16 protein-coding genes and 1 rRNA gene are annotated in these 20669 nt (G+C 58.2%); 10 read left to right on the forward strand and 7 right to left on the reverse strand.

Going from position 1 to position 20669, the window contains the following annotated elements; all coding sequences use genetic code 11:
* Positions 1-2 precede the first annotated feature (2 nt).
* Entirely contained in the window at positions 3-1268 is a 1266-nt protein-coding gene (locus LOC68_RS00785) for a beta-ketoacyl-[acyl-carrier-protein] synthase family protein (protein WP_315858764.1), read from the reverse strand.
* A gap of 336 nt (positions 1269-1604) precedes the next feature.
* On the opposite strand from LOC68_RS00785, the gene LOC68_RS00790 reads away from it, so the two are divergent.
* Positions 1605-2087 (forward strand): division/cell wall cluster transcriptional repressor MraZ, encoded by a 483-nt coding sequence (locus LOC68_RS00790; protein ID WP_230214422.1) that lies wholly within the window; start codon positions 1605-1607, stop codon positions 2085-2087.
* Positions 2088-2423: 336 nt separating this feature from the next.
* The gene (locus LOC68_RS00795) at positions 2424-3683 is read left to right on the forward strand and encodes an acyltransferase family protein (RefSeq protein WP_230214423.1); all 1260 of its coding nucleotides are present in this window, start codon (positions 2424-2426) and stop codon (positions 3681-3683) included.
* A gap of 21 nt (positions 3684-3704) precedes the next feature.
* On the opposite strand, the gene LOC68_RS00800 is transcribed toward LOC68_RS00795, so the two are convergent.
* Positions 3705-4316: a TetR/AcrR family transcriptional regulator gene (locus LOC68_RS00800; protein ID WP_230214424.1), complete on the reverse strand. Its 612-nt coding sequence runs from the start codon at positions 4314-4316 to the stop codon at positions 3705-3707.
* Positions 4317-4480: 164 nt separating this feature from the next.
* Between LOC68_RS00800 and LOC68_RS00805 the strand changes: the two genes are divergently transcribed.
* A complete protein-coding gene (locus tag LOC68_RS00805) occupies positions 4481-4849 on the forward strand; it encodes a carboxymuconolactone decarboxylase family protein (RefSeq protein ID WP_230214425.1) in 369 nt (122 codons plus the stop codon).
* An 82-nt stretch (positions 4850-4931) separates the two neighbouring features.
* Here the strand turns inward: LOC68_RS00805 and LOC68_RS00810 are convergent, their stop codons facing one another.
* Positions 4932-5396, reverse strand: coding sequence for a hypothetical protein (locus LOC68_RS00810; RefSeq protein WP_230214427.1), 465 nt, complete (start codon positions 5394-5396; stop codon positions 4932-4934).
* A gap of 222 nt (positions 5397-5618) precedes the next feature.
* Here LOC68_RS00810 and LOC68_RS00815 point away from each other — a divergent pair, with 222 nt between their 5' ends.
* Positions 5619-7988: a protein kinase domain-containing protein gene (locus tag LOC68_RS00815; protein ID WP_230214434.1), complete on the forward strand. Its 2370-nt coding sequence runs from the start codon at positions 5619-5621 to the stop codon at positions 7986-7988.
* A 33-nt stretch (positions 7989-8021) separates the two neighbouring features.
* On the opposite strand, the gene LOC68_RS00820 is transcribed toward LOC68_RS00815, so the two are convergent.
* From LOC68_RS00820 to kdsB, 3 genes are all read right to left on the reverse strand, one after another.
* Entirely contained in the window at positions 8022-8369 is a 348-nt protein-coding gene (locus LOC68_RS00820; protein WP_230214435.1) for a DUF1844 domain-containing protein, read from the reverse strand.
* A gap of 25 nt (positions 8370-8394) precedes the next feature.
* Complete coding sequence (locus LOC68_RS00825) at positions 8395-10041, reverse strand: CTP synthase (protein ID WP_230214437.1); 1647 nt, start codon at positions 10039-10041, stop codon at positions 8395-8397.
* 183 nt (positions 10042-10224) lie between these two features.
* On the reverse strand, positions 10225-11004 hold the full coding sequence (gene kdsB / locus LOC68_RS00830) for a 3-deoxy-manno-octulosonate cytidylyltransferase (protein ID WP_230214439.1): 780 nt from the start codon (positions 11002-11004) through the stop codon (positions 10225-10227).
* Positions 11005-11200: 196 nt separating this feature from the next.
* Between kdsB and glmS the strand changes: the two genes are divergently transcribed.
* The 5 genes from glmS (at position 11201) to LOC68_RS00855 (ending at position 19526) form a co-directional block, all read left to right on the forward strand.
* Positions 11201-13075, forward strand: a complete 1875-nt coding sequence (gene glmS, locus LOC68_RS00835; RefSeq protein WP_230214445.1) for a glutamine--fructose-6-phosphate transaminase (isomerizing) — start codon at positions 11201-11203, stop codon at positions 13073-13075.
* A 102-nt stretch (positions 13076-13177) separates the two neighbouring features.
* A complete protein-coding gene (locus LOC68_RS00840; protein ID WP_230214446.1) occupies positions 13178-14473 on the forward strand; it encodes a hypothetical protein in 1296 nt (431 codons plus the stop codon).
* An 81-nt stretch (positions 14474-14554) separates the two neighbouring features.
* On the forward strand, positions 14555-15583 hold the full coding sequence (locus tag LOC68_RS00845; protein WP_230214449.1) for a zinc-ribbon domain-containing protein: 1029 nt from the start codon (positions 14555-14557) through the stop codon (positions 15581-15583).
* 158 nt (positions 15584-15741) lie between these two features.
* Positions 15742-17349, forward strand: a complete 1608-nt coding sequence (locus tag LOC68_RS00850; RefSeq protein WP_230214450.1) for a hypothetical protein — start codon at positions 15742-15744, stop codon at positions 17347-17349.
* Between the two features lie 74 nt (positions 17350-17423).
* On the forward strand, positions 17424-19526 hold the full coding sequence (locus LOC68_RS00855) for a zinc-ribbon domain-containing protein (protein ID WP_230214451.1): 2103 nt from the start codon (positions 17424-17426) through the stop codon (positions 19524-19526).
* A gap of 3 nt (positions 19527-19529) precedes the next feature.
* On the opposite strand, the gene LOC68_RS00860 is transcribed toward LOC68_RS00855, so the two are convergent.
* On the reverse strand, positions 19530-19892 hold the full coding sequence (locus tag LOC68_RS00860) for a thioredoxin family protein (protein WP_230214452.1): 363 nt from the start codon (positions 19890-19892) through the stop codon (positions 19530-19532).
* A 669-nt stretch (positions 19893-20561) separates the two neighbouring features.
* Between LOC68_RS00860 and LOC68_RS00865 the strand changes: the two genes are divergently transcribed.
* Positions 20562-20669: ribosomal RNA gene (locus LOC68_RS00865) — 16S ribosomal RNA — on the forward strand; the annotation flags it as partial.

Genomic DNA, 20669 nt, shown 5'->3' on the forward strand with positions numbered 1-20669 from the left:
GATTAGGCGGCGCGGCGGATTTCTTCGGGGTAGCCAAAGCCGCTCGCAGCTTTGTTCCAGCGGCGAATCGCAACTGCAACCAGATGCCCGCCGAAGGCGACTGAAAGCTTGAGCGCGTGTTGCGCCTTGAGCTGACGCCCCACTTGGGGAATGCAATCGAGATCACATTCGGGGTCGGGAGTTCGCAGATTTGAGGTCGGCGGGATGAAGCCGTCTCGCAGCGCCAGCGTGGTGATCGCCAGTTCGACGCTTCCCGACGCGTTGACCAAATGACCGAGCATCGACTTCAGGCTGCTGACGCATGTCCGCTGCGCTTGAATGCCGAACGCGCCGCGAATGCCGCGGATCTCGTTAATGTCGTTTTGCTTGGTGCCGGTGCCGTGGCAGTTGACGTATTCGATGTCGCGCGGCGTCAAGTCGCTCACGCGGAGCGTATCGGTCAGCAGACGCTCAAGCGCGATGCTTTCCATATCGAGCCCGGTTACGTGATGCGCTTCCGATAGACAGCGGCAACCGAGGATCTCGGCGTAGATCTTGGCGCCGCGAGCCATCGCATGACTCAGCCGCTCGATCACGAACATCGCCGAGCCTTCTCCCATCACAAAACCGTTCCGATTTTTATCGAACGGGCGACAAGAGTTTTTCGGGTCTTCGCTATCCGAAAGAACCCGCATGCTGCGGAATCCGGCCGCGAAGAGGGGATCGATCGTTTCGCCGCTGCCGACCAGCGCGATGTCGCATTGATTGTCGCGAATCGCCCGTACGGCGCTGAGCATGTCGACCAGGCCGCTCGCACACGCAGTCGAATGGCAAATCCGTGGACCCATCAAGCCGTAGCGATTGGCGATTTGTCCGCACGAGGTGTTCGGGTAGAGCTGTTTCCACCACTGATTGCCGGTGGTGATCCAGTTGATTTTACGCCCTTCGATGACGCTCCGTCCCGCGGCGTCTCCCATGTGCCCGCTGATGGCGCATCCGAAGCGATCAAGATCGACGTCGCTGAGATCAATTTGCGAGTCGCGCATCGCTTCTTCGGCCGCGATGTCATTCAGCTGCATCGGCTTCATGACGTCGGGATTTTGATTCGGAAGATCGACCGGCGCGCCCAGGACCATATTGTCCGGAATCGGCCCGAGGTTCGTCATTCGGCGGATCCCACATTCGCCCCGCTGGGCGGCACGCCATGTCGATTCACGGTCCCGGCCGATCGAAGTGATCATGCCGATTCCGGTGATGACGACAGGTTCTGTAGGAAGATGCGAAATCACGAAACAAACCAAATGGGCGTAGTTTTCCGAGTAGGTCAAAAGGCTGGGTGACTGCGGTCTCCGAAGCGGGGCGAAGAGTACGAAAAATCTCGATCCGCCGCGACACCAATTTCTGTGGGATACGGCTAGGTGGGATTTCGACCCACTTTGCGGCGGCGTTTCGCAATTTACGGAAAAGTTGGCCCGCGGCGCTTGCGAATCAGGCCAGATCCGCTACACTTCTGGACGTGGGATTTGAGCCCACTTACGGAAAGCTTTAGTCAATCTTGTGGGAAATCGGCCCAGAACCGGATTTAGGCTCCGCCCGCAACCTGCCCGGGGATTTCCTCGACAGATATGGCGACCGCTGACTTCATCCTGGGCGAGTTCAACCGCAAGATCGACGAGCGATTCCGCTTGTCGATTCCAACGGAATTGGCCGACCCTCTTTGCGAGAATTCGGCCGACCTAATCCTGGTCAAAGAGCGGCCTGGCTGTCTGAGTTTGTGGAACTCGGCCCAGTGGCAGGCGAAGCTCGACGCAGGGGTCAACCTGGTGAAAGCCAAGATTGACGCCGGTCGCCTGGAAGGTCGGATCGCCGACGTGCAGATGTTGGGGCGGTTGTTGTCCACACGTCAACGCAACGTGCAGTTGGCGGCCAAAGGGCGACTGCTGATTCCAGAAGGATTTCGCGAGTTTTTAGGAGTCGAAGCAGGAGGCGAAGTGCTGATCGTTGGCGCCGCCGTCTGTGTGGAGATTTGGCGAGCTGACGCCTGGCTGTCGAACCTCGAGGCCCAGATGCCTGAGTTCCGCAGCTTGCTCGACGGTTTGTCCAACTAGCAATACATCACGTACCCCCGGTGATTCGTATCGACTGATCGTCAACTGAGAAGCTGTTTAGTCCACAGTGCTTAGATTGATGGCAAGACACATCCAAGGATGGCCAAATTCGGCATGGAAGCCGAGCTTTTAGTCGATACTTGCACCGATTAATGGCCGCTGAATCCAGATTAGTCCCCTGGATTCAGCGGCTTTTTCTTTGCGCTTGCGGTCGATTTGGACTCCAACCGATCGTTATGCGCACGCGTCTCTCGCTTTTGCCTGTTTTCCCGTGATTGGTTCTACCGATTTGCTAGACTCCGGCTTTTCCTTCCTTCTCGGAAAAAGTCGACCACGATGGACCAGCACGTCAGCGCAACGCACGACGGTACCGATGCTGCCGAGAAGCCGGTCGCCAAGCCGCAGCGTTTTCGCTCGCTCGACGTTTTCCGCGGCGCTTCGGTCGCGCTGATGATCCTGGTCAACAATCCGGGAACCTGGTCGGCGATGTATCCGCCGCTTCAGCATGCCGAGTGGCACGGCTGCACGCCGACCGATCTGGTCTTTCCCTTCTTCCTGTTCGCCGTCGGCAACGCGCTGGCGTTTGTCTTTATGCGAATGGAGAATGCTAGCACTATTGAAGTCGCGCAGCGGATTGCGCTCCGCACGTTCCTAATCTTTGCGATCGGCTTTTTGCTGAATCTGTTTCCTTTCGTCCGTTGGGACGACGCTGGCGAGTTGGCATTCAAGTCTCTGGAGCATTGCCGGATCTTCGGCGTGCTGCAGCGAATTGCGCTCAGCTTTGGTGGAGCGGCGACGCTCGTCTGGTTGCTGGGCCGCGATGGAAAGACGCGCGGCGTGCTGATTGCGACGGCAATCTTGCTGGTCGGCTATTGGATCGCCTGCATCATGCTTGGCGACGCGACCGATCCGTACAGTCTCGAAGGTTTTATTGGGACGAAGCTTGATCGGGCGCTGTTGGGCGAAAGCCATCTCTATCACGGCGAAGGAGTCCCCTTCGATCCGGAAGGGCTCTTCAGCACGATTCCTGGCATCGCCCAGGTAATGATCGGTTGGGTGGTCGGGCAGATGATGCTGCGCTCGGAGAAGAATTTGGCGCTGGTCGGGCGGTTGATGCTCGTCGGCGTTCATCTGCTGCTGATCGCCTACTTGTGGCAGCTAACCTTTCCGCTGAATAAGAAGATCTGGACTTCGTCGTTTGTGTTGCATACTTGCGGTCTGGCGACGCTGGTGTTGGCGTCAATCAATTACTGGATGGAAGTCCCAGCCGGCGAATCGCCGAATTTCCCGCGAATCTCGTCCGCAGCGCGATCGCTTCTCGGTGGGCTGTTTCGCTTCTTCGAAGTCTTCGGCAAGAACCCGCTCTTCATCTTCGTCTTCAGCGCTGTGGTGGTGAAACTGCTCGCCCTGTTTCGCTGGCATCCCGAGGGGAGCGATCGCTGGACCAGTCCGCTGCCATGGCTCTACGGCAACTTCTTCCGCTGGGATGACGTCGATCCGCGACTCGGCTCGTTTCTCTTCAGCGTTTGTCTGTTAGCGGTTTATTGGCTGATTGTGGCGCTGATGGACCGCCGCAAGATCTACATCCGGGTATAGTCGTAGCGCAGGAGCGTTGCTCTACGCTGCTCCGCCCGCTTGGTCCCACGCTTTCATTACGTTTTCCGCAGACTTCAGCAAGGAGGACTTAGGGATGCCGTCGCGGGCTTGGATGGCGATTCCTTTGATGAAGGTGTCGAATAAGACAACCAGCGACTCGCGATCCGCTTTCTTTGGCAGGTCGCCCCTTTTGACCGCTCGGTCGACGTAGTCGGCGATCGCGGACCGCGTGGCGGCCCGAGCCGAGGTTACGATCGCTTGGATCTCCTGATTCTTGGCTGACAGATTGGTCCCTGCCAAAACCGCCATGCAGCCGAGCGGATGTTCCGATCCGGTTTGCACTTCGATGGTGCGCCGGAGGGTTTGTCGCAGTCCTTCGCGCGGCGGAAGCTGCGGATCTTGGAGTGGGGCGATGATATCGCCGCAGGTTTCCATGTAGAGGGCCATCGCTTCGGCGAAGAGTTGCGGTTTTGAGCCGAACGCGGCATAGAAACTGGCCGCCGAGATGCCGCCGAGCTCCTTTTGCAGATCGGCCACCGAAACCGCTTCGTAGCCATATTCCCAAAACAGGTGCATCGCCTGGCGGACGGCGTCATCTCGGTCAAACTCTCGCGGTCGGCCAGTTCTCGGCATTGGTTCGGCGCCCTGATCGGAAATATGGAATAAGTACTACAGAAGTCTATTGACGCAGTTGGAGTCCTCGCTACGATTGTATTTGTGGAGTGAGTGCTCTACAAGTCGCGGCTGGCCGATCAGGCGGCGAAATTTCTTCAACTTCAGCGAAGCGAGCGTCTCTAATGGAAAAGTCGAAGTGGGTCAAAATCTCGGAAGAATTGCCGGCGGTGGTGGGGGAACTGAATCGCGGACTGCCCGAATTTGGGGCGGCGTTTGTCGGCATTCAAAAAGCGGTCTGCAAGGACGGCGCCCTCTCCTACAAGACGAAAGAGCTGATTGCAGCGGCCCTGGCGATCGCCTCACGCTGTGAAGGCTGCATCTCTTACCACTTGAAGGCTTGTGCCGACCTGGGCGCCACGCGGGAGGAAATCTTGGAAGTCGCCTCCGTCGCCGTGATGATGGGGGGCGGCCCATCGCACTACTACGGATCGCAGGCGGTCAAAGCGTTTGATGATTTCGTCGCACAGAAAAAGCCGGTCTGTCAGGCGTAGTTTTATCGATCTGTTGCCGGCGGTCTTTTTGGGCGGCGATCGCCGCCCAAAACAACGCTCTGACTGCTGTTCGGGACTAGCGTCACGCCGTCAGCCGACGATAGTCCGCTTCCGAAATCTGGTCGGTCAGAAAGCGATACGACAGCACGTACTTTTGCATCCGCTCGGCGTCTCGTTCGAATTGATCGGGGCGGAGCAGCAGTCGCGAAAGATTGGCGTTATCGCGCAGGTCCGATAGTTTCACTTGTCGCGTGATCGGGTTCGCTTTGCAGGCGATGACGTAGTCGGCGTACGGCTGGTCCTTTTCGTGCGTGACCAGACGGAGCGCCGCGAGTACTTCGTCGCTGAAACCCTCTTGCTCTAGATCGTCGAACGTGAAGGAAGTATCTTCGACGACGTCATGCAGCACCGCGACGATTTGGGCCGCTTCTCCTTCGACCCCCATCATCACGCGGATCGGGTGCAACAGGTACGGTTGCCCCTGCTTGTCTTTGACGCCTGCGTGGGCCTGAGCGGCGATCGCTACCGCTTTTTCGATACTTGCCATCGCGATTCTACTTTGTTGGGACCGACTGGACGGGCTCTATTGGATCCGCCCTCGTGGGGCAATGCAATCGGAGGCTTCCAGCGAGCGTTTGGTCGTCCACCGCGTGAACCCCAAACTGGCTGTCGACCGAGTCGAATTGCTGAAATACGATAGGTATATTCTTTCGACAATTGGCCGGATAGGAAGTTCGACGCCAGTTTCAGGAACCTTCAGGGACAGGAAATGCCCACCGACGAGCCTTCTCGCTGCGCCAAGTTTTTCCAGCGGTACGCCAGCGCCGATGCACTGCGCGACGTCTTGCTGCAGGCCGGCGTGCTGGAAGAGCGGGAGCTGGCGGCAATTCTGCAGGATCGTCAGGTGAGTACGGCGCTAGAACTGGGCAATCTGCTCATTGGCCGCGGTTTGCTGACGGCGTTTCAGTTGCGTGCGATTGAGCATGGGAAGACGCGCGGCATTCGCCTGGGGCACTACATCGTGCTCGACAAGGTGGGCGAAGGAGGGATGGGACACGTCTACAAGGCGCGGCATTTTCGGATGAACCGCGTCGTCGCGCTCAAGATTCTTTCCCGCAAGCACATGCGGAATCCGCAAAAGATCCAGCGGTTCTTTCAGGAAGTGGAAGCGGCGGCCCGGCTGACCCATCCCAACATCGTGACCGCCTACGACGCCGGTGAATCGGAAGGGCTCCACTTTCTGGTGATGGAACTGATTGACGGCCCCGATTTGGCGAAGTTGGTCAAAGAGCAAGGTCCGCTGTCGCCGTCGCAAGCGATCGACGTGATCAAACAGGCGGCGACCGGTTTGGCGTACGCCCACGAACAAGGCCTGGTCCATCGGGACATCAAGCCGGACAACATCCTGCTTGATCAACGGGGCGTCGTCCGGATTCTCGATCTCGGAATCGCGCGGATCGTCGATTCGGCCGAAGATGACGTCGAAACGGCATCGCCGGAGACTGGCATTCTGGGGGCGACGAGTCGGCGCAATTTGACGGTTGAGGGGAGCATCATGGGAACCGCTTCCTTCATGTCGCCAGAGCAATCGGTCGACTCGAAGCAGGTCGATCGCCGGGGGGACATCTACAGTCTTGGTTGCACCCTCTATTACCTGTTGAGCGGATCGCCTCCGTTCCAGGAGAAGTCGGTCCAAGACATCGTCATGGCGCATCGACAAGAGCCGGCGCCCGACATTCGCAATTTCCGTAGCGACGTCTCGCAAGGGATCGCCGACATCATGCAAAAGTGCATGGCGAAATCGCCTTCCGATCGCTTTCAGAACGCGGAAGAACTGTTAGCGGCGCTTTCATCGCTCGATGCGAGTGGGGAAGAGGCGTTGATAGTTGCGGAACCAGTTGCTGCGGCGAATGTGACTGCGAGACGCGCCAGCTTTGGTCGCCGCTGGGGATATGGTCTGGCAGGCGGTCTGATCGTCTTTCTGTTGTTGGCGTCGACGGCGCTATTGAATCGCGGCTACTTCGCCCAGGCCGATTCGACGGCCAAGCGTTCCGATGCCCATTGGCAGGCGATTAACAAAGCCGAGCCGCAAGGTGGTACCGCGTCTCCATCGATCGAGAGGGACGGTTTTCCGCTCGAGAAGTTTCAACCTGACCAGCTATCCGCAGACGGTCATGGTTTGGTGGCGGCGTTTTCCCGTGACCCCGAGATGTTGACCCGAGTCGCGACGCGCGTCGACAAGAACATCGACTTCCTCTGGATGAAGGGAGTTTTGCCGCCGGCGGGCCAGAAGATCTACGCACCCTACTACGCGCGCTGGAAAGGTTGGCTGAAGACGCCCTCGGGGGGAGATTATGACTTTTGCATCGTCAGTAATGGCGGAGTGCGGATTTGGATCGATGATGCCCTGGTGCTCGACAAATGGGAAGAGCATCGTCTGAATGAAGGTGAATCCCGATTTTACGGTTCGCCGATCGATCGCTACGAGTTCGTGACGACATTCGCAGATCAGCCACAGGAAATCCGGGTCGAATACAATCAAACGACGCCGGCGCCCTCTTGTTTGTCGCTGATGGTGCGCGATGCCAAGGGAAGGCTACACGCCGTGCCGGCGAGCTGGTTGTTTGTTGGGGAGAAGATGGCCGCCGAGGCGAACGTTCCGGCGATGTCCGACAGCAACTTGACTAGCGAGAACGGGCTTCACGTCGAGTACTACCGAGGGAGCGGCTTCGACCAGTTGGTGGCGACCAGCGAAACGCCCGGCATCAACGAGTTTTGGTGCAAAGAGGCGCCCCGGCCGGAACTGAATCCTGACAACTTCTCGGTCCGCTGGGTTGGCTGGCTCATGCCGCCGGTCGATGGGAATTACGAACTCGACCTGATCGGCGGCAATTCGCTTTCCCTGATGATGGACGAGACGTCGATCTTCTCTGATCCTGGGACGGAGCCGCAGATTCCGATCAGCTATCGAAAGACGACCATTCAGGAACTAAAACGGCGCCCCTATCGGATTCAGGTCGCCATCGCCGAAACAGCCGGCAGCAACGTGGCCAGCTTGCGATGGGTTGTGCCGGGGACGAACGAAGCAGTCCCGATCCCGCCAGAGTGCTTTTTTCTGGAGTGGCCGGGGGTGCGGTAGGTTGTCGACCGGCGCCCAACCTACGCTTGATCGCTACTTCTTCCCCTGCGAAACCGCAAAGTACCCCATCCGCAGTTCATGCAGCGCGTGTTCGATGAATTGCGCTTCTTCCGGGGTCAGATTCCCCTTCGTCTTTTCGTCAATAACGACCAGCATGTCGATCATGTGCTTGGCCAGCGGCAGTTCGAGCATCGGCTGGCCCGTTTCCGGGTTGGGGATTTGTCCCATCGCGGCGAAGGCCTGGGTGGCCAACATCGAGACGAGCATTTTGAAATCCGGCGGCGGGATCTTGCTGGGGTCGAACTTCCCGCCGCGATGCGTTTCGGTCGCCGTTTCTTCAGGAATCGGCGCACCGGCTTCTTTTTCTTCTTCCGAGCTCATGGGGCGTGTCTCCCGGAATACGTGACTACGTTTCGGCCGTCTCTTCGGCCTGTGCGGCATTGGGCGCCGACTTGCCGCGACGCTGGATCGCCGCGCCGACGAATCCGGCGAACAGCGGCTGCGCCTGGATCGGCTTCGACTTGAATTCAGGGTGAAACTGCACCGCGACGAACCAGGGGTGATCTTCGTTTTCGATGATCTCGACCAGCGAGCCGTCCGGCTTCAGCCCCGAGAAACGGAGCCCGTGCTTGATGAACTGTTCGCGGTATTTGTTGTTGAACTCGTAGCGATGGCGGTGACGTTCGTTGATCAGATCGGCGCCATACGCGTTATGGGCGTGCGTGCCCGGCGTGAGCGCACAATCCTGGGCGCCCAGCCGCATCGTGCCCCCTTTGTCGGTGATGTTCTTCTGCTCGTCGAGCAAGCAGATCACCGGGTGGGGCGTATCTTTCGAGAACTCGGTCGAGTGGGCGCCTTCCAGGCCGACGACGTTGCGGGCGAACTCGATCGCGGCGCACTGCATGCCGAGACAGATGCCGAGGAACGGAATGTTTCGCTCGCGGGCGTAACGAATCGCTTCGACCTTTCCTTCAATCCCGCGCTCGCCGAAACCGCCGGGGACCAGGATGCCGTCGTAGCCCGACAGCAGACGCTCGGCGCCTTCCGATTCGATCGATTCGCTCTGGATGCGGCCGATGCGGATCTGGGCGTGGTGCGCGATCCCGGCATGGTCGATCGCTTCGTAGATCGACTTGTAGGCGTCTTTGTGTTCGGCGTACTTGCCGACCACGGCGATGCTGATTTCCGCTTCTGGATTGCGGAGGGTGTGCAGAATCTCTTGCCACTGCGTCAGATCGACCTGGGTGCGCGGGAAGCCGAACTTCTTTGCGATCAGGTGATCCAGACGGTTTTCGTGCAAGCTGAGCGGCACTTCGTAGATCGAGAAGTCTTTGTCTTTTTCTTCGATGACCGCTTCGATCGGCACATTGCAGAAAAGGGCGATCTTTTCGCGATCGTCGTGGCTCAGGTTCCGTTCGGTGCGGCAGATCAAGATATCAGGCTGAATACCGATCTCGCGGAGCTGACCGACCGAGTGCTGCGTCGGTTTGGTCTTCAGTTCGGCCGCCGCCTTCAGGTAGGGAACCAGCGTCAGGTGGATATACAAGCAGTTCTCTTTGCCGGCGGTCAGCGAAAACTGACGAATCGCTTCGAGGAACGGCTGGCTTTCGATGTCGCCGACGGTGCCGCCGATTTCGGTGATCACGACGTCGGTGTCGTCATCGGCGAGCTTCTGGATGACGCTTTTGATTTCGTTGGTGATGTGGGGGATGACCTGGACCGTCTTGCCCAGGAATTCGCCGCGACGTTCTTTGTTGATCACCGACAGATAGATCTGACCGGTCGTGTAGTTGGCGTCGCGGGTCAGCGGGCTGTTGGTGAATCGTTCGTAGTGACCCAGGTCCAAGTCGGTTTCGCTGCCGTCGTCCAGCACGTAGACTTCGCCATGCTGATAGGGGCTCATCGTGCCGGGATCGACATTGATATAGGGGTCGAGCTTTTGCATTTTGACGCGAAGCCCGCGCTGCTCGAGCAGCATGCCGATGGAAGCGCTGGTCAGCCCTTTACCGAGTGAGCTAACGACGCCGCCGGTCACGAAAATATGCTTGGTCATGAACCTTCCCTGCAATTGCAGCCCATTGCTGCTAGCGTACCCCAAAAGACGAACGCCGCCCAACGATGAGCGGCGAGGTGTAATTTGCGTCAGAATTCCCTAATCGCCCTTAAACCAACTTTTAAGGGCGCGAGAGACGCAAGAGACTGAAGCGGCCAGGACCGTCAGCCCTGGGGCTTTATCTTAGCAAGCAAGCTTGCGGCTGACAAATGCCGCATAGTCGCTCGGCGTGTCGATGCCGGACGAGGCTTCGTTGACGATGCCGACATGAATCGACTCGCCCATCGACAGAACTCGAAGCTGCTCCAGACTTTCCAGCTTTTCGATTTCGGTCCGCGGCGCCGCGGCAATCCGTAACAGAAAATCACGACGGTAAGCGTAAATCCCGAGGTGCATCAAAAAGTGGGGGGGATTGGCCTCCAGAACGGCGTCATCCCACTCGCGGACGAACGGAATTTGACTGCGGCTAAAGAGAAGGGCTTTGCCGTTTTGGTCGAGGACCACCTTCACGCAGGCCGGGTCCGAAAGGAGCGCTTTGTCGCGGATCGGGGTCGCCAGCGTTCCCATGTTCACGCCGGGGTTTTCCTCCATCATCTTGATCAGCGTATCGATCGAGGTCGATGCGATTTCGGGCTCATCTCCTTGAACGTTGAGGAATAGGTCGAAATCGGGCATCTGCGTCGCCGCTTCGGCCAGACGATCGGTTCCGCTCGCGCACGACTCGCTGGTCATCAGGACTTCGCCCCCGAATGCCAGCACCGCGTCCCGAATCGAGGGGTGATCGGTTGCAACGATCACTTTTTCAGGGCGGAGGGCGTCCACGGCCGCTTCGTAGGTGTGCTGGATCAACGGTTTGCCGGTCTCGGCCAGCAGCATCTTATGAGGCAGTCGGGTCGACTGCAGACGAGCCGGAATGATGACGGCGGTGCGAAGATGGAGACGAAGCGGAGCTTGCGGGGACATGGCGACCTTCCTTGGCCTGGAGAACGAACTGGGAATCGCCGGATTGTAAATTCGGCATAAATAAAACAACTAGACCAATTTCCGCCCCTTACCCGATCGCTGTTCTTAAATTGCCTAAATTTTGCTAGTTTGCCGACATTGGGCGTATCTTTCCTTCGGGGTGCGTCCTTATTCTTCGACGTTTCGGGAGCATGCGATGTGCGGCATCGTTGGTGTAGTTGGGGATCGTCAGGCGGTTGAGTTCATCCTGCAGGGGCTCCGTCGGCTCGAATATCGAGGCTACGACAGCGCCGGTATCGCCGCGATCGACCCGGGCGATGACGAGATCAGCGTCTGCAAAACCGCGGGGCGCATCGACAATCTGGCGGCACGATTGGCCAAGCAGCACCTGGTCGGCTCGGCCGGGATTGGCCATACCCGCTGGGCGACGCATGGTCCGGCGACCGAAACCAACGCTCACCCGCATATCGGCCAAGGGGGCGAGGTCGTTCTGGTCCACAATGGCGTGATCGAGAACTACGCCAAGCTGAAAGAAAAGCTGATTGCTCGCGGGTACGAGTTCGCCACCGAAACCGACAGCGAAGTGATCGCCCATCTGCTCGAAGAATGTCGCCGCCGCCGTTTGGCCCAGTCGAAAGGGAAGGGCGCCCCGACCGACGAACAACTGATCGACATTGTGGAAGATGCGCTCGCCCAGCTGCGCGGGACCTACGGCCTGGCGATCCTCTTTAAGGAGCGGCCCGATCTGATCGTCGCCGCCCGGTTGGGAAGTCCGCTGGTTGTTGGCGTTGGGGACGAAGTTCACTACCTGGCGAGCGACGCTTCACCGCTGGCCGGTTTCACCGACAAGATCGTCTACCTGGCCGATCATCAGATCGCGCTGCTGAAGGCCGACTCGCTGCAAGTTCGCCATCGCGATCATGGCGCCATCGAGCATAGCGTCGAAGTGATTGAAATCGACGCGTCGGACGTCGATCTCGGCGGCTATGAACATTACATGCTGAAGGAAATCTTTGAGCAGCCGCAATCGATTCAAAACACGATGCGCGGGCGATTGAGCCTGGACGACGCGACGGCGGTCTTTGGCGGATTGAATCTTTCGCCGCAAGAATTACGGGGCGTCGATCGCATTTTGCTGACCGCTTGCGGCACCAGTTGGCATGCGGCGCTGGTCGGCGAATACATCATCGAAGAGATGGCCCGGATCCCGGTCGAAGTCGAATACGCGTCGGAGCTGCGGTATCGCAATCCTCCCGTTCCGCGGCGGACGCTGGTGTTTGGCATTACGCAAAGCGGAGAAACGGCCGATACGCTGGCCGCACTGCGAGAAATGAAGCGGAAAGGACATCCGACGCTGGCGATCTGTAACGTGGTCGGCAGCACGATCGCCCAAGAAGCGGACGGGGGCATCTATTTGCATGCCGGGCCGGAAATCGGCGTCGCCTCGACCAAGGCTTACACGTCGCAATTGGCGGTGATGGCGATGCTGGGGCTCTACTTCGGTCGGCTGACTCATCTCAGCTTCGACCAGGGGTATCGCATCATCGAAGAACTACAGAAGTTGCCTGCCGCGATCGAGAAGGCGCTGGAGACGAACAACGTCGCGCGCCGGATCGCTGAGAAGTACCAATCAGCGACCAACTTCCTTTATCTCGGTCGGCACTTTAACTTCCCGACGGCGCTGGAAGGGGCGCTGAAGCTGAAGGAAATCAGCTATATCCATGCGGAAGGCTACCCGGCCGCCGAACTGAAGCATGGGCCGATCGCCCTGGTCGACGAGCAGACCCCGAGCGTCTTCATCATGCCGCGAGGGGTGGTGTATGACAAAGTGATGTCGAACCTGGAAGAGATCAAAGCTCGCAGCGGCCCGGTGATCGCGATCGCAAGCGAAGATGACGAGCAAGTCGCCAAGATCGCCGATGACGTGATCCGGATCCCCATGGTCGAAGAATTCTTGCAGCCAATCGTCTCGATCGTTCCGCTGCAATTGCTGGCCTATCACATCGCCCAACTCCGGGGCTGCGACGTCGATAAGCCGAGAAATCTGGCGAAAAGCGTGACGGTGGAGTAAGGGAGCCCCTAGCCCGGTGGAGTTACTCTAGAATCGTGCTTGACTTTACCCCTCTGGCGGGATATCACGGGGTTTCCGTGTCATCGTTTTTTGGGGCGCACGATGTCTATTTCCGTTCAATGTACGCAATGCGGCGGCTCGTTTCAGGTCGCTGATAAATACGCTGGGTCGAAAATCCGCTGTCCGAAGTGCAAAGTGGGGGTGATTCAGATCGCCGCCAGTGAGCCGCTATGGGATGACGGCGGTTTTCGCCTGAAGCCGGACGAAACGATCCACAATGCGGTGGATGAGAGTCCGAAACGGCGCGGCTCGTTCATGAAGAGCCGATCCGCGCGCCTTTGGATGCATCGCGGCCGCGTTTGGATCGGATCGGCGGTCGCCGCGTGCGGTCTGATCGTGTGCGGGTACTATCTTTGGTACGGCTTTGGCGAGCTCGACATGGCCGGGCGTGAGGTTGCCGTTGAATCTGGCATGACCCCGACGGTGAAGCCGCTCGAGACCTCTCCTGCTCCGTTCAATCCGCTCTCCGGGGGCGACAATTTTGTCGCCAATTCGCAGGGGAACAGTTCGATTGAGCGTTCGATGCCGTCGGGAACGGAGTCATCTCCGACCAGTCCTTCCCCCTACAGTCAAACAGCGGACGGTTTTTCCTCCGCCGTCCAGGCGAACGTTCGCCCCTCCGCTGACTCCTTTGCGCCGATGACGATAAGTCCCAACACCGCAGGCAATAGCGGTTCGATTGCGGGAGATATCGAGAATTTGTGGCGCGGTGGAACGCGCATGCGGTCGACCATCCATCCGTTTGAAGTCGAGTTTCCCAGCAATAAGGTGATCGGATTTCCCTCGCCAATCGAGCGTGGCGCCGTTCTTTACATGCAGCGTCCCGATAAAGGGGTCGTCAACCGAAGGACGCTGCTTGATCGAGCGTTGAGCTTTGGTTTTCCGACGATGTTTGCGGTCGCCGTAGGGCCACGGAGACCCGGCGAGTCTGACCAGCAGGCGATTCAACGCGTCTCCCATGTCGATTCGACGCGAAACAGCACATCGACTGGCGAAATTCACACCGTGACGCAGCACGAAGGCTATCCTGCTCTCGATACCGAACTTTCTCCCCAACAATCTCAGCAGTATCAGAATCTGATCCATATGCGCCGACGCGTCATCGCCCATCCGAGCGGGATTTACGTCATTACCGCGCAAGCGAAGGGGTGGAGCAATGCGGCATTGGAGCGATTTATCACGTCGCTGCATTTCACCGATCGCGCTGAGTCGTCGCTCGGCCTGGTTTCGATTCCGCTGGCCTCTGGACCTGATCCGGGGTGGCCTGGCTATGACATTTCCGGCCAACCAAATCCGCAAGGCGAGTATATTTTGTGGGAAGTGATTCCCCTACAATAGAGTCTGCCCGGCATCGACCGCTCGACGCCGAGGAGCGGTACTCTTCTCTTCCCAAATTGAAAATCTCGGCAGAGGCGTTCGATGCCGATTCCGGTTTGCTGTCCTCAGTGCCACCAGAGCTTTCAGCTCGCCGACAAGTTCGCGGGCTGCAAGATCCGCTGCCCGAAGTGCGGCGCCGCGGAGTTTTCGGTCCCCTCTCTATCACCTGGTCCGACCGCGACAAACGCCGATGCGCCCTATCGACTAAAACCGCTCGCTTCCGCCGATACTGTTGGGGGAACGGCCTCCGGGGCTTCGGATGACATTCCGCGATCAGCGCTACGCAACGGGCTGCTGATAAGCGGCATCGTTCTGGGAGTGATGCTGCTGCTGGGCGGAGTTGCCGTGGCGAGCCTCTTTACCTGGGGAGCGGTCGCTCGGCTGGGGGCGATTGAATTGCCTGACTTGGGAGTCGGCGATGAGGCGTCAGCGCCAGACGAAGGTAGCTTTCGGTCGACGCCAGCTTCGCAAACTGCGACTCGCGAGGCGATTGTCAACGTGAGACAGGGCGAACCGGCTCCGAATTCGCCATCGGGAAATGCCGAAGATTCCCGCATGAACTCCTCCGTGATCGTCGCTGTCCCGTCGTCCCCAATCCCTGGGCAGTATTCGTCCCCCAATTCTGTCCCCTTGATGACCTATCGCGGAGCTCAGCATCCGTTCGAGGTTTTGCTTCCTAGCCAAAACGTCCTTGTCATCCCGATGGGAGTCGAAACCGTATACAAATGGGTACCGACGGGCCGGTATGGCGGCGTGCTGCTCCGTATCATGCAGTTTCAACGGATGCCCGGGGAATCTGATCAGCAAGCGATCCAGCGTCTGGAAGGGACGCGAGGAATTGGCCGAGAGGTCTATGCGTTGCACGGCGCACCGATTGTTCGGGCGGCGACCAATGTGAGTGGATATACTGCCGTTGATCGCAAGCTCATGGGTGAGAACCATTTAGGCGTGATTTCGTTGACGGTGGCGCATCCGACCGGCATCTATCATTTTCAAGGAATTGCCCCCCGACCGCAAATGTCCGGCGCCGATCTCGACACGATCAAGAATTCATTTCGTTTCACGCAGTGACATGACTCCCGCTTTCTTATCCAGCTAAAGTCGAATTGATGCCGATTCCTGTCCGCTGCCCGCACTGCCAAAACGAATTTCAACTCGCGGACAAATTTGCCGGGCGCAAGGTGCGCTGCCCGAAATGCAAAGAGGGCGTCATTCAGGTTCCTGCCGCCGTGCCCGCTCCGTCGAGCTTCCCGTCGGATGATTTGCAGTTACGGCCGGATGAGCCGACCGCCGCAAATGCGTTTGCCTCTCCGCCGCTTCGTCCCCACGCTTCTTCTCGTCGTCTGACGCGCACTCTGTTGATGGTTGGCGGCGGATTGCTTGGGCTTGTCGTTTTGCTCGGCGGTATGGCGATCGCCGGAAAGTACGCGTGGGACCTCGCCAGTAAGTCAAATCCGATCCCGCCCGCTAACCCCTGGACGGTTCCGGTCGAAAATGGTGGACCGGCTCCGAACGTTCCGCCGCCGAACGTGCCGCAGAACGTGAATCAAATCGGCCCCAGCAGCGTGATGTCCGATCCAAATATGGGCCAGATGTTTCGACCGCCGAACTACCCAATCGAAGTGAGATTTCCATCCGGACCGGTGGTGCAGGAGCAGATCGCCGGGCTGGAGCAGTTTCGTTGGGCGATTTCGCCGCAATACAAAAACTCGGAGGTCGGCAGCATCACGGAAGTCAAGTTGATCGTCTTGCCCCGCGAGCCGAACCAAAACGACTTGGATGCGATCGAGGCGGCCAAGCGACGGGTCAGCCCTCTTCCACCGGACGAAAGTCTGATCAGAAATGCACGCTTGGGTAGTGCGTCGCTGGTTGGGCGCCCGGCGTACATGGTCAGTTTCGAGATGCCGTCGCAGCGAACGTTAAACTTCGCCGCTTACATTCCGCATCGCCAGCAGGTCTACGTTTTGTTGGCGGTAGCCGAGGCCAATTGTCTTCCCAATCGGTGGATGGACATCGTCCACTCGATCCGCTTCAACGATCTCGTCGCTTCATCGCCGCCGCCGAGAGTTGAACCAACGGAAGTCCCCGCGGCGCCGCAACCAGAGTCGACGATGCCAGCGCAGCCGACCTCCAGCGCTCCGGCGTCCGGATTGAGTGGTCTGCTGGGAGGACTGGACGTCAGCGGTTTGTGGGGTGGGGCGGTCAAGATGCGCTCGAAACTGCATCCCTTTGAAGTCGAGTTCCCCACGAGCGACGTCATCGCGTTCCCCAAGAATCAGTTAAACCCCAGCGCTACCCAACCGGTGAATTACCTGCACCGGCTCGACGCAGGAATGGTTCATGGCGAGCATATCTTGCACACCGATTTGACTCGCGGTTATGGGACGGTTTTTAGCGTAACCTACGCGCCCCTTGCCGCAGGAATTTCGGCGGATGAGATGATGAAAACGCTGATGGATGGGTTTGCGTTGGCTGGTAAAAGCCCGGGTGTGAACCTTGACGTGAACACGATCTCCGTCGACGGCGTTACCGCCCTCGATATTACGCAGACCACCGGAACGTCGATTCCGGGTATCGGGTTGACCGAGAGAGTCCGAATCTTTTTTCACCCGACCGGCGTCTACTCGGTCGCGGCTCGCTCGAAAGAAGGACGCGCGGTCGAAGATCGGTTCATCAATTCGTTCCACTTCCTCAGCGCCCCCGGCACGCCAGGTGACGGCTCGAAACTGATCCCTGTTCTCAACCCCAAAGGTCCGCGTCCTACGCCGCGAAATATCTCCGGGCAACCTGACCCGAACGGACAGTACGTCCGCTGGGAGGAAATCCCGGTTGAGTAACGACCGACGATTCACGTCGCTCGCCTTCCTACCATGTGATCTTTGATTTTCCCACGCCTGACCGAGACGCATCGATGCCGATTTCCGTTTGCTGTCCGCAATGCCAAAAGACTTATCAGGTCGCCGACAAGTTCGCCGGGCGGAAGATCCGTTGTCCGAAATGTAGCGAAGGGGTGATCTCGATCCCCACGCCATCGGCGCGCGGCGACGCTTCCGGCGGCGATGCGCTGCTCGAATTAAAGTCGCTGGCCGCCGCCGATTCGACGAAGGGGGCCGTGCCCATTCCGCGAAAGCGAGCGTCGCGAAAAGGAAATCGCGTTTGGTTGCTGGTTGGCGGTGCGACGCTCGGCGTGTTGCTGCTGATTGGCGGAGTGGGGATTGCGATCAGCTACGCTTGGCAGGCGGTTGCAGAGATGGACGGCCTAGAATTGCCGAACTTCGGTATTGGACAGGATCCGCCTCCTCTGGTCGAACTCGATGAGCCGCAAACGCAGGAAATCATCGACGCGTCGAAGCGGGAGTGGGCCTCTTTCGCTTCTAGTCAGCATCCATTCTCGTGGCGTGTGCCTGCCGATTGCGAGTTCAGCACGAAAGATCTCGGTGAAGGGTATTTTCGCTACGCCTGGAAAGCCCGCGGGGTCTCCGTCGTTTCCTACGATCACTGGATTCTGGTCGTCACTTGTCGCCCGCTCGGAGCGTTTGAGACTCCGTCGCTGGCGGTTCGCAATCTTGTTAACGAGTCGATGGAGACTGACCAAGACTTTCATCAGGAGATTTTGGAAGACTTCGACACGAAGATTGAGACCCGCGATGTGCTGATCGGGGGCAAACGCGGCGTTGATTACAAGATGATTGGAGAATGGGGAAATCCAAACTCCTCGATTTTCTTCGTCGCCGACGAGTCATTCGTCTATCGCGTGAACGTCAAAATCTCGCCCAAGGAAGAACGTGAGGCGGTTATCGCATCATTTCGCCTGACCGACGGCGTGCTGGGGGACGGCCAGATGCATCCGATTCCGAAGACGCCCAAAGTGGCTTCCGACGAAATGACGCCTGCCGAGAAAGCCAGAGTCGCTGGAATCGGCGATTGGAAGTTGTATCACTCGGACGATCCGCCGTTTGAAATCTATTTGCCGAACACGCACGTTGAAGTCGCTTCACGCGAAGGGGGGCAACATTTCGTTTGGACTTCTCAGCGGCTGGGCGTGGGAAACCCGAACAAGTATGCCGTCATTGCGGTTAGCCATTTCAACCGACTGGCTGGGGAGTCGGACATGGGGGCGATTAATCGCACCGAAAAGCTGGCGCAGATTGCCCCAGATGGAACGGAGAAAAAGGGAGCGAAGGTTTCCCGGCGGCAAATCGAATTCAAGGGATTGACCGCGGTGGAACGAACTGCGACTGGTCCATGGGGAGATGAGATGACGCTGTTTTCGCTCTCGGTTGCGCACCCGACCGGCGTTTACATCGTGACGGGAATTGCGTTAGTTCAAGCCTATTCGCAAACGCAGATGATGGCGGCTCGAGATTCCTTTCGTATTCACGCAGGGAGTCCGGCGCCGGCGGAATCCAATCCAGAACGTTCTCAGAAGGATCCTGATTTTCAGCCGCCAATGGCGGTCGCTGCGCCGCCAACGCCGAAGCCTTCGCCTGCAATGCCCGTGGCGGCCGCACCACCGACGACGCCCAAAAATCTCTTCGGCCCGACGTGGCACACCTTCAAGAGCGACAAGCAGCCGTTTGAGGTTAAGTTTCCGACCGCCAGGATCGCTACTCTCCCCAAAAGAGACCGCACGGAATACCTGTGGATCGGCGACCATGACGGATTTCGTGGCGGAGAACTTGCCCCTGGATATGCAATGCTTCGAGTGACTTACTATCCGCGATTCCCCGGCGAAACGGACCAGGAGGCGGTGCGGCGGATCGAGAAGCTAAGCGGATGCCCAACGCCAGAAGATAGATTTCGTGGAAATCCAATTCTGCAGCACGTGCTAACCCGCTACGACAACTATGCCGTCGAACGCCGCGCCGTAGGAAAAGAATTGCCGGTCTGGTGGGTCTCAATGACCGTTTCGCATGCCAGCGGCGTCTACGATATTCGCGGCGTGGTGGATCGAAATCTCGTTTCCGAGACCGACCTTGAGAGGTTAAAAACCTCGTTCCGCTTCACCCAGTAACCGTTACCACCACGGAAACAGCATCTTCACCGATCCAGGCGAGCTGGTTCGACCAACTTCTTTGCCGTCGCGGACGTAGACGAAGGTCGGGATCGAGCGGATGTTGTACTTCATCGCCAGGTCCTGATCGTTGTCGACGTTGATCTTCTTGATCGGATAGCCCTCGTCACGCAGTTGTTCGTAGGTGGGCTGGGCTCGCTTGCAGGCTCCGCACCAAGGCGCGGAGAAGAAGTAGACCTTTCCCTGGATCTCGTGCGGCTTGGGAGGCTCTGGGAGCTGGATCTTGTCGGCGTTCATCACGACGACAACGCCGATGGGCAGCAAAAACGTACCAAGGGCCAGCAGCAAAACGACCGGTTTGGGCATCGGATTGGACTCCGGCGATGCGAAAAACGGGAAAATGAACTTCCAACCCTAGTTTTTCGTTGGCGCCCCTGCCCAGATTGGGACCGACCCGCCGCCAATTGGGCAGCTTTCTCTTTTCGCCGATCGGAATGATCGGATCTGCCGGCAGAATCGCGCGTCGAATGCGGGCTCCCGAAAGGGGCGAACCGCGCGCGGTTCAAAGTCGTAAATCAGATGGCAATTTCGTTCGGAAGCGATCCAAAATCAGTCGCCGAAAGGGCTCGCGAAGGGTCGATTTTCAGATTCTCGTGAACTTTTTTCGCGGCGTTTGGTCCTTGTTTTCTCGGGCGAAATGCAAAATCGAACGAAAAACTTTTGCGGAATGGACGTGGGCCGTTGACGCCCCGGTTAGTTCTGGTACTCTTTGTCTCTTCCCAGTTGGTTGCTGACGCGGCCAAGGGGAAAAACAAAACCGAGAGACAACGTTTCTCGGAGCTTGATCTTTGACAATTTGGTTGTGACCTCTGTTGAGTTCGGCGTGAGACTGTGCTTCGCAGAGAGGGCCTTCGGGTCGTCTTTGTAGAAGTCAATCACAATGAACTTGAATTTGAATTGTTTTGCAAAGAGCAGTTCAAACCATTTAATTTTGCTACATAGCGAAAGGCTTCGGCTGATCGTTCAAGCATATAACAATTGAAGGGTTTGATTCTGGCTCAGAATGAACGTTGGCGGCATGGATTAGGCATGCAAGTCGCGCGATATCTTGGGAGCTTGCTCCTGAGTGAAAGCGGCGAAAGG

Origin of the sequence: Blastopirellula sediminis (assembly GCF_020966755.1) — a bacterium.
In the GTDB taxonomy this organism is placed as follows: Bacteria; Planctomycetota; Planctomycetia; order Pirellulales; family Pirellulaceae; genus Blastopirellula; species Blastopirellula sediminis.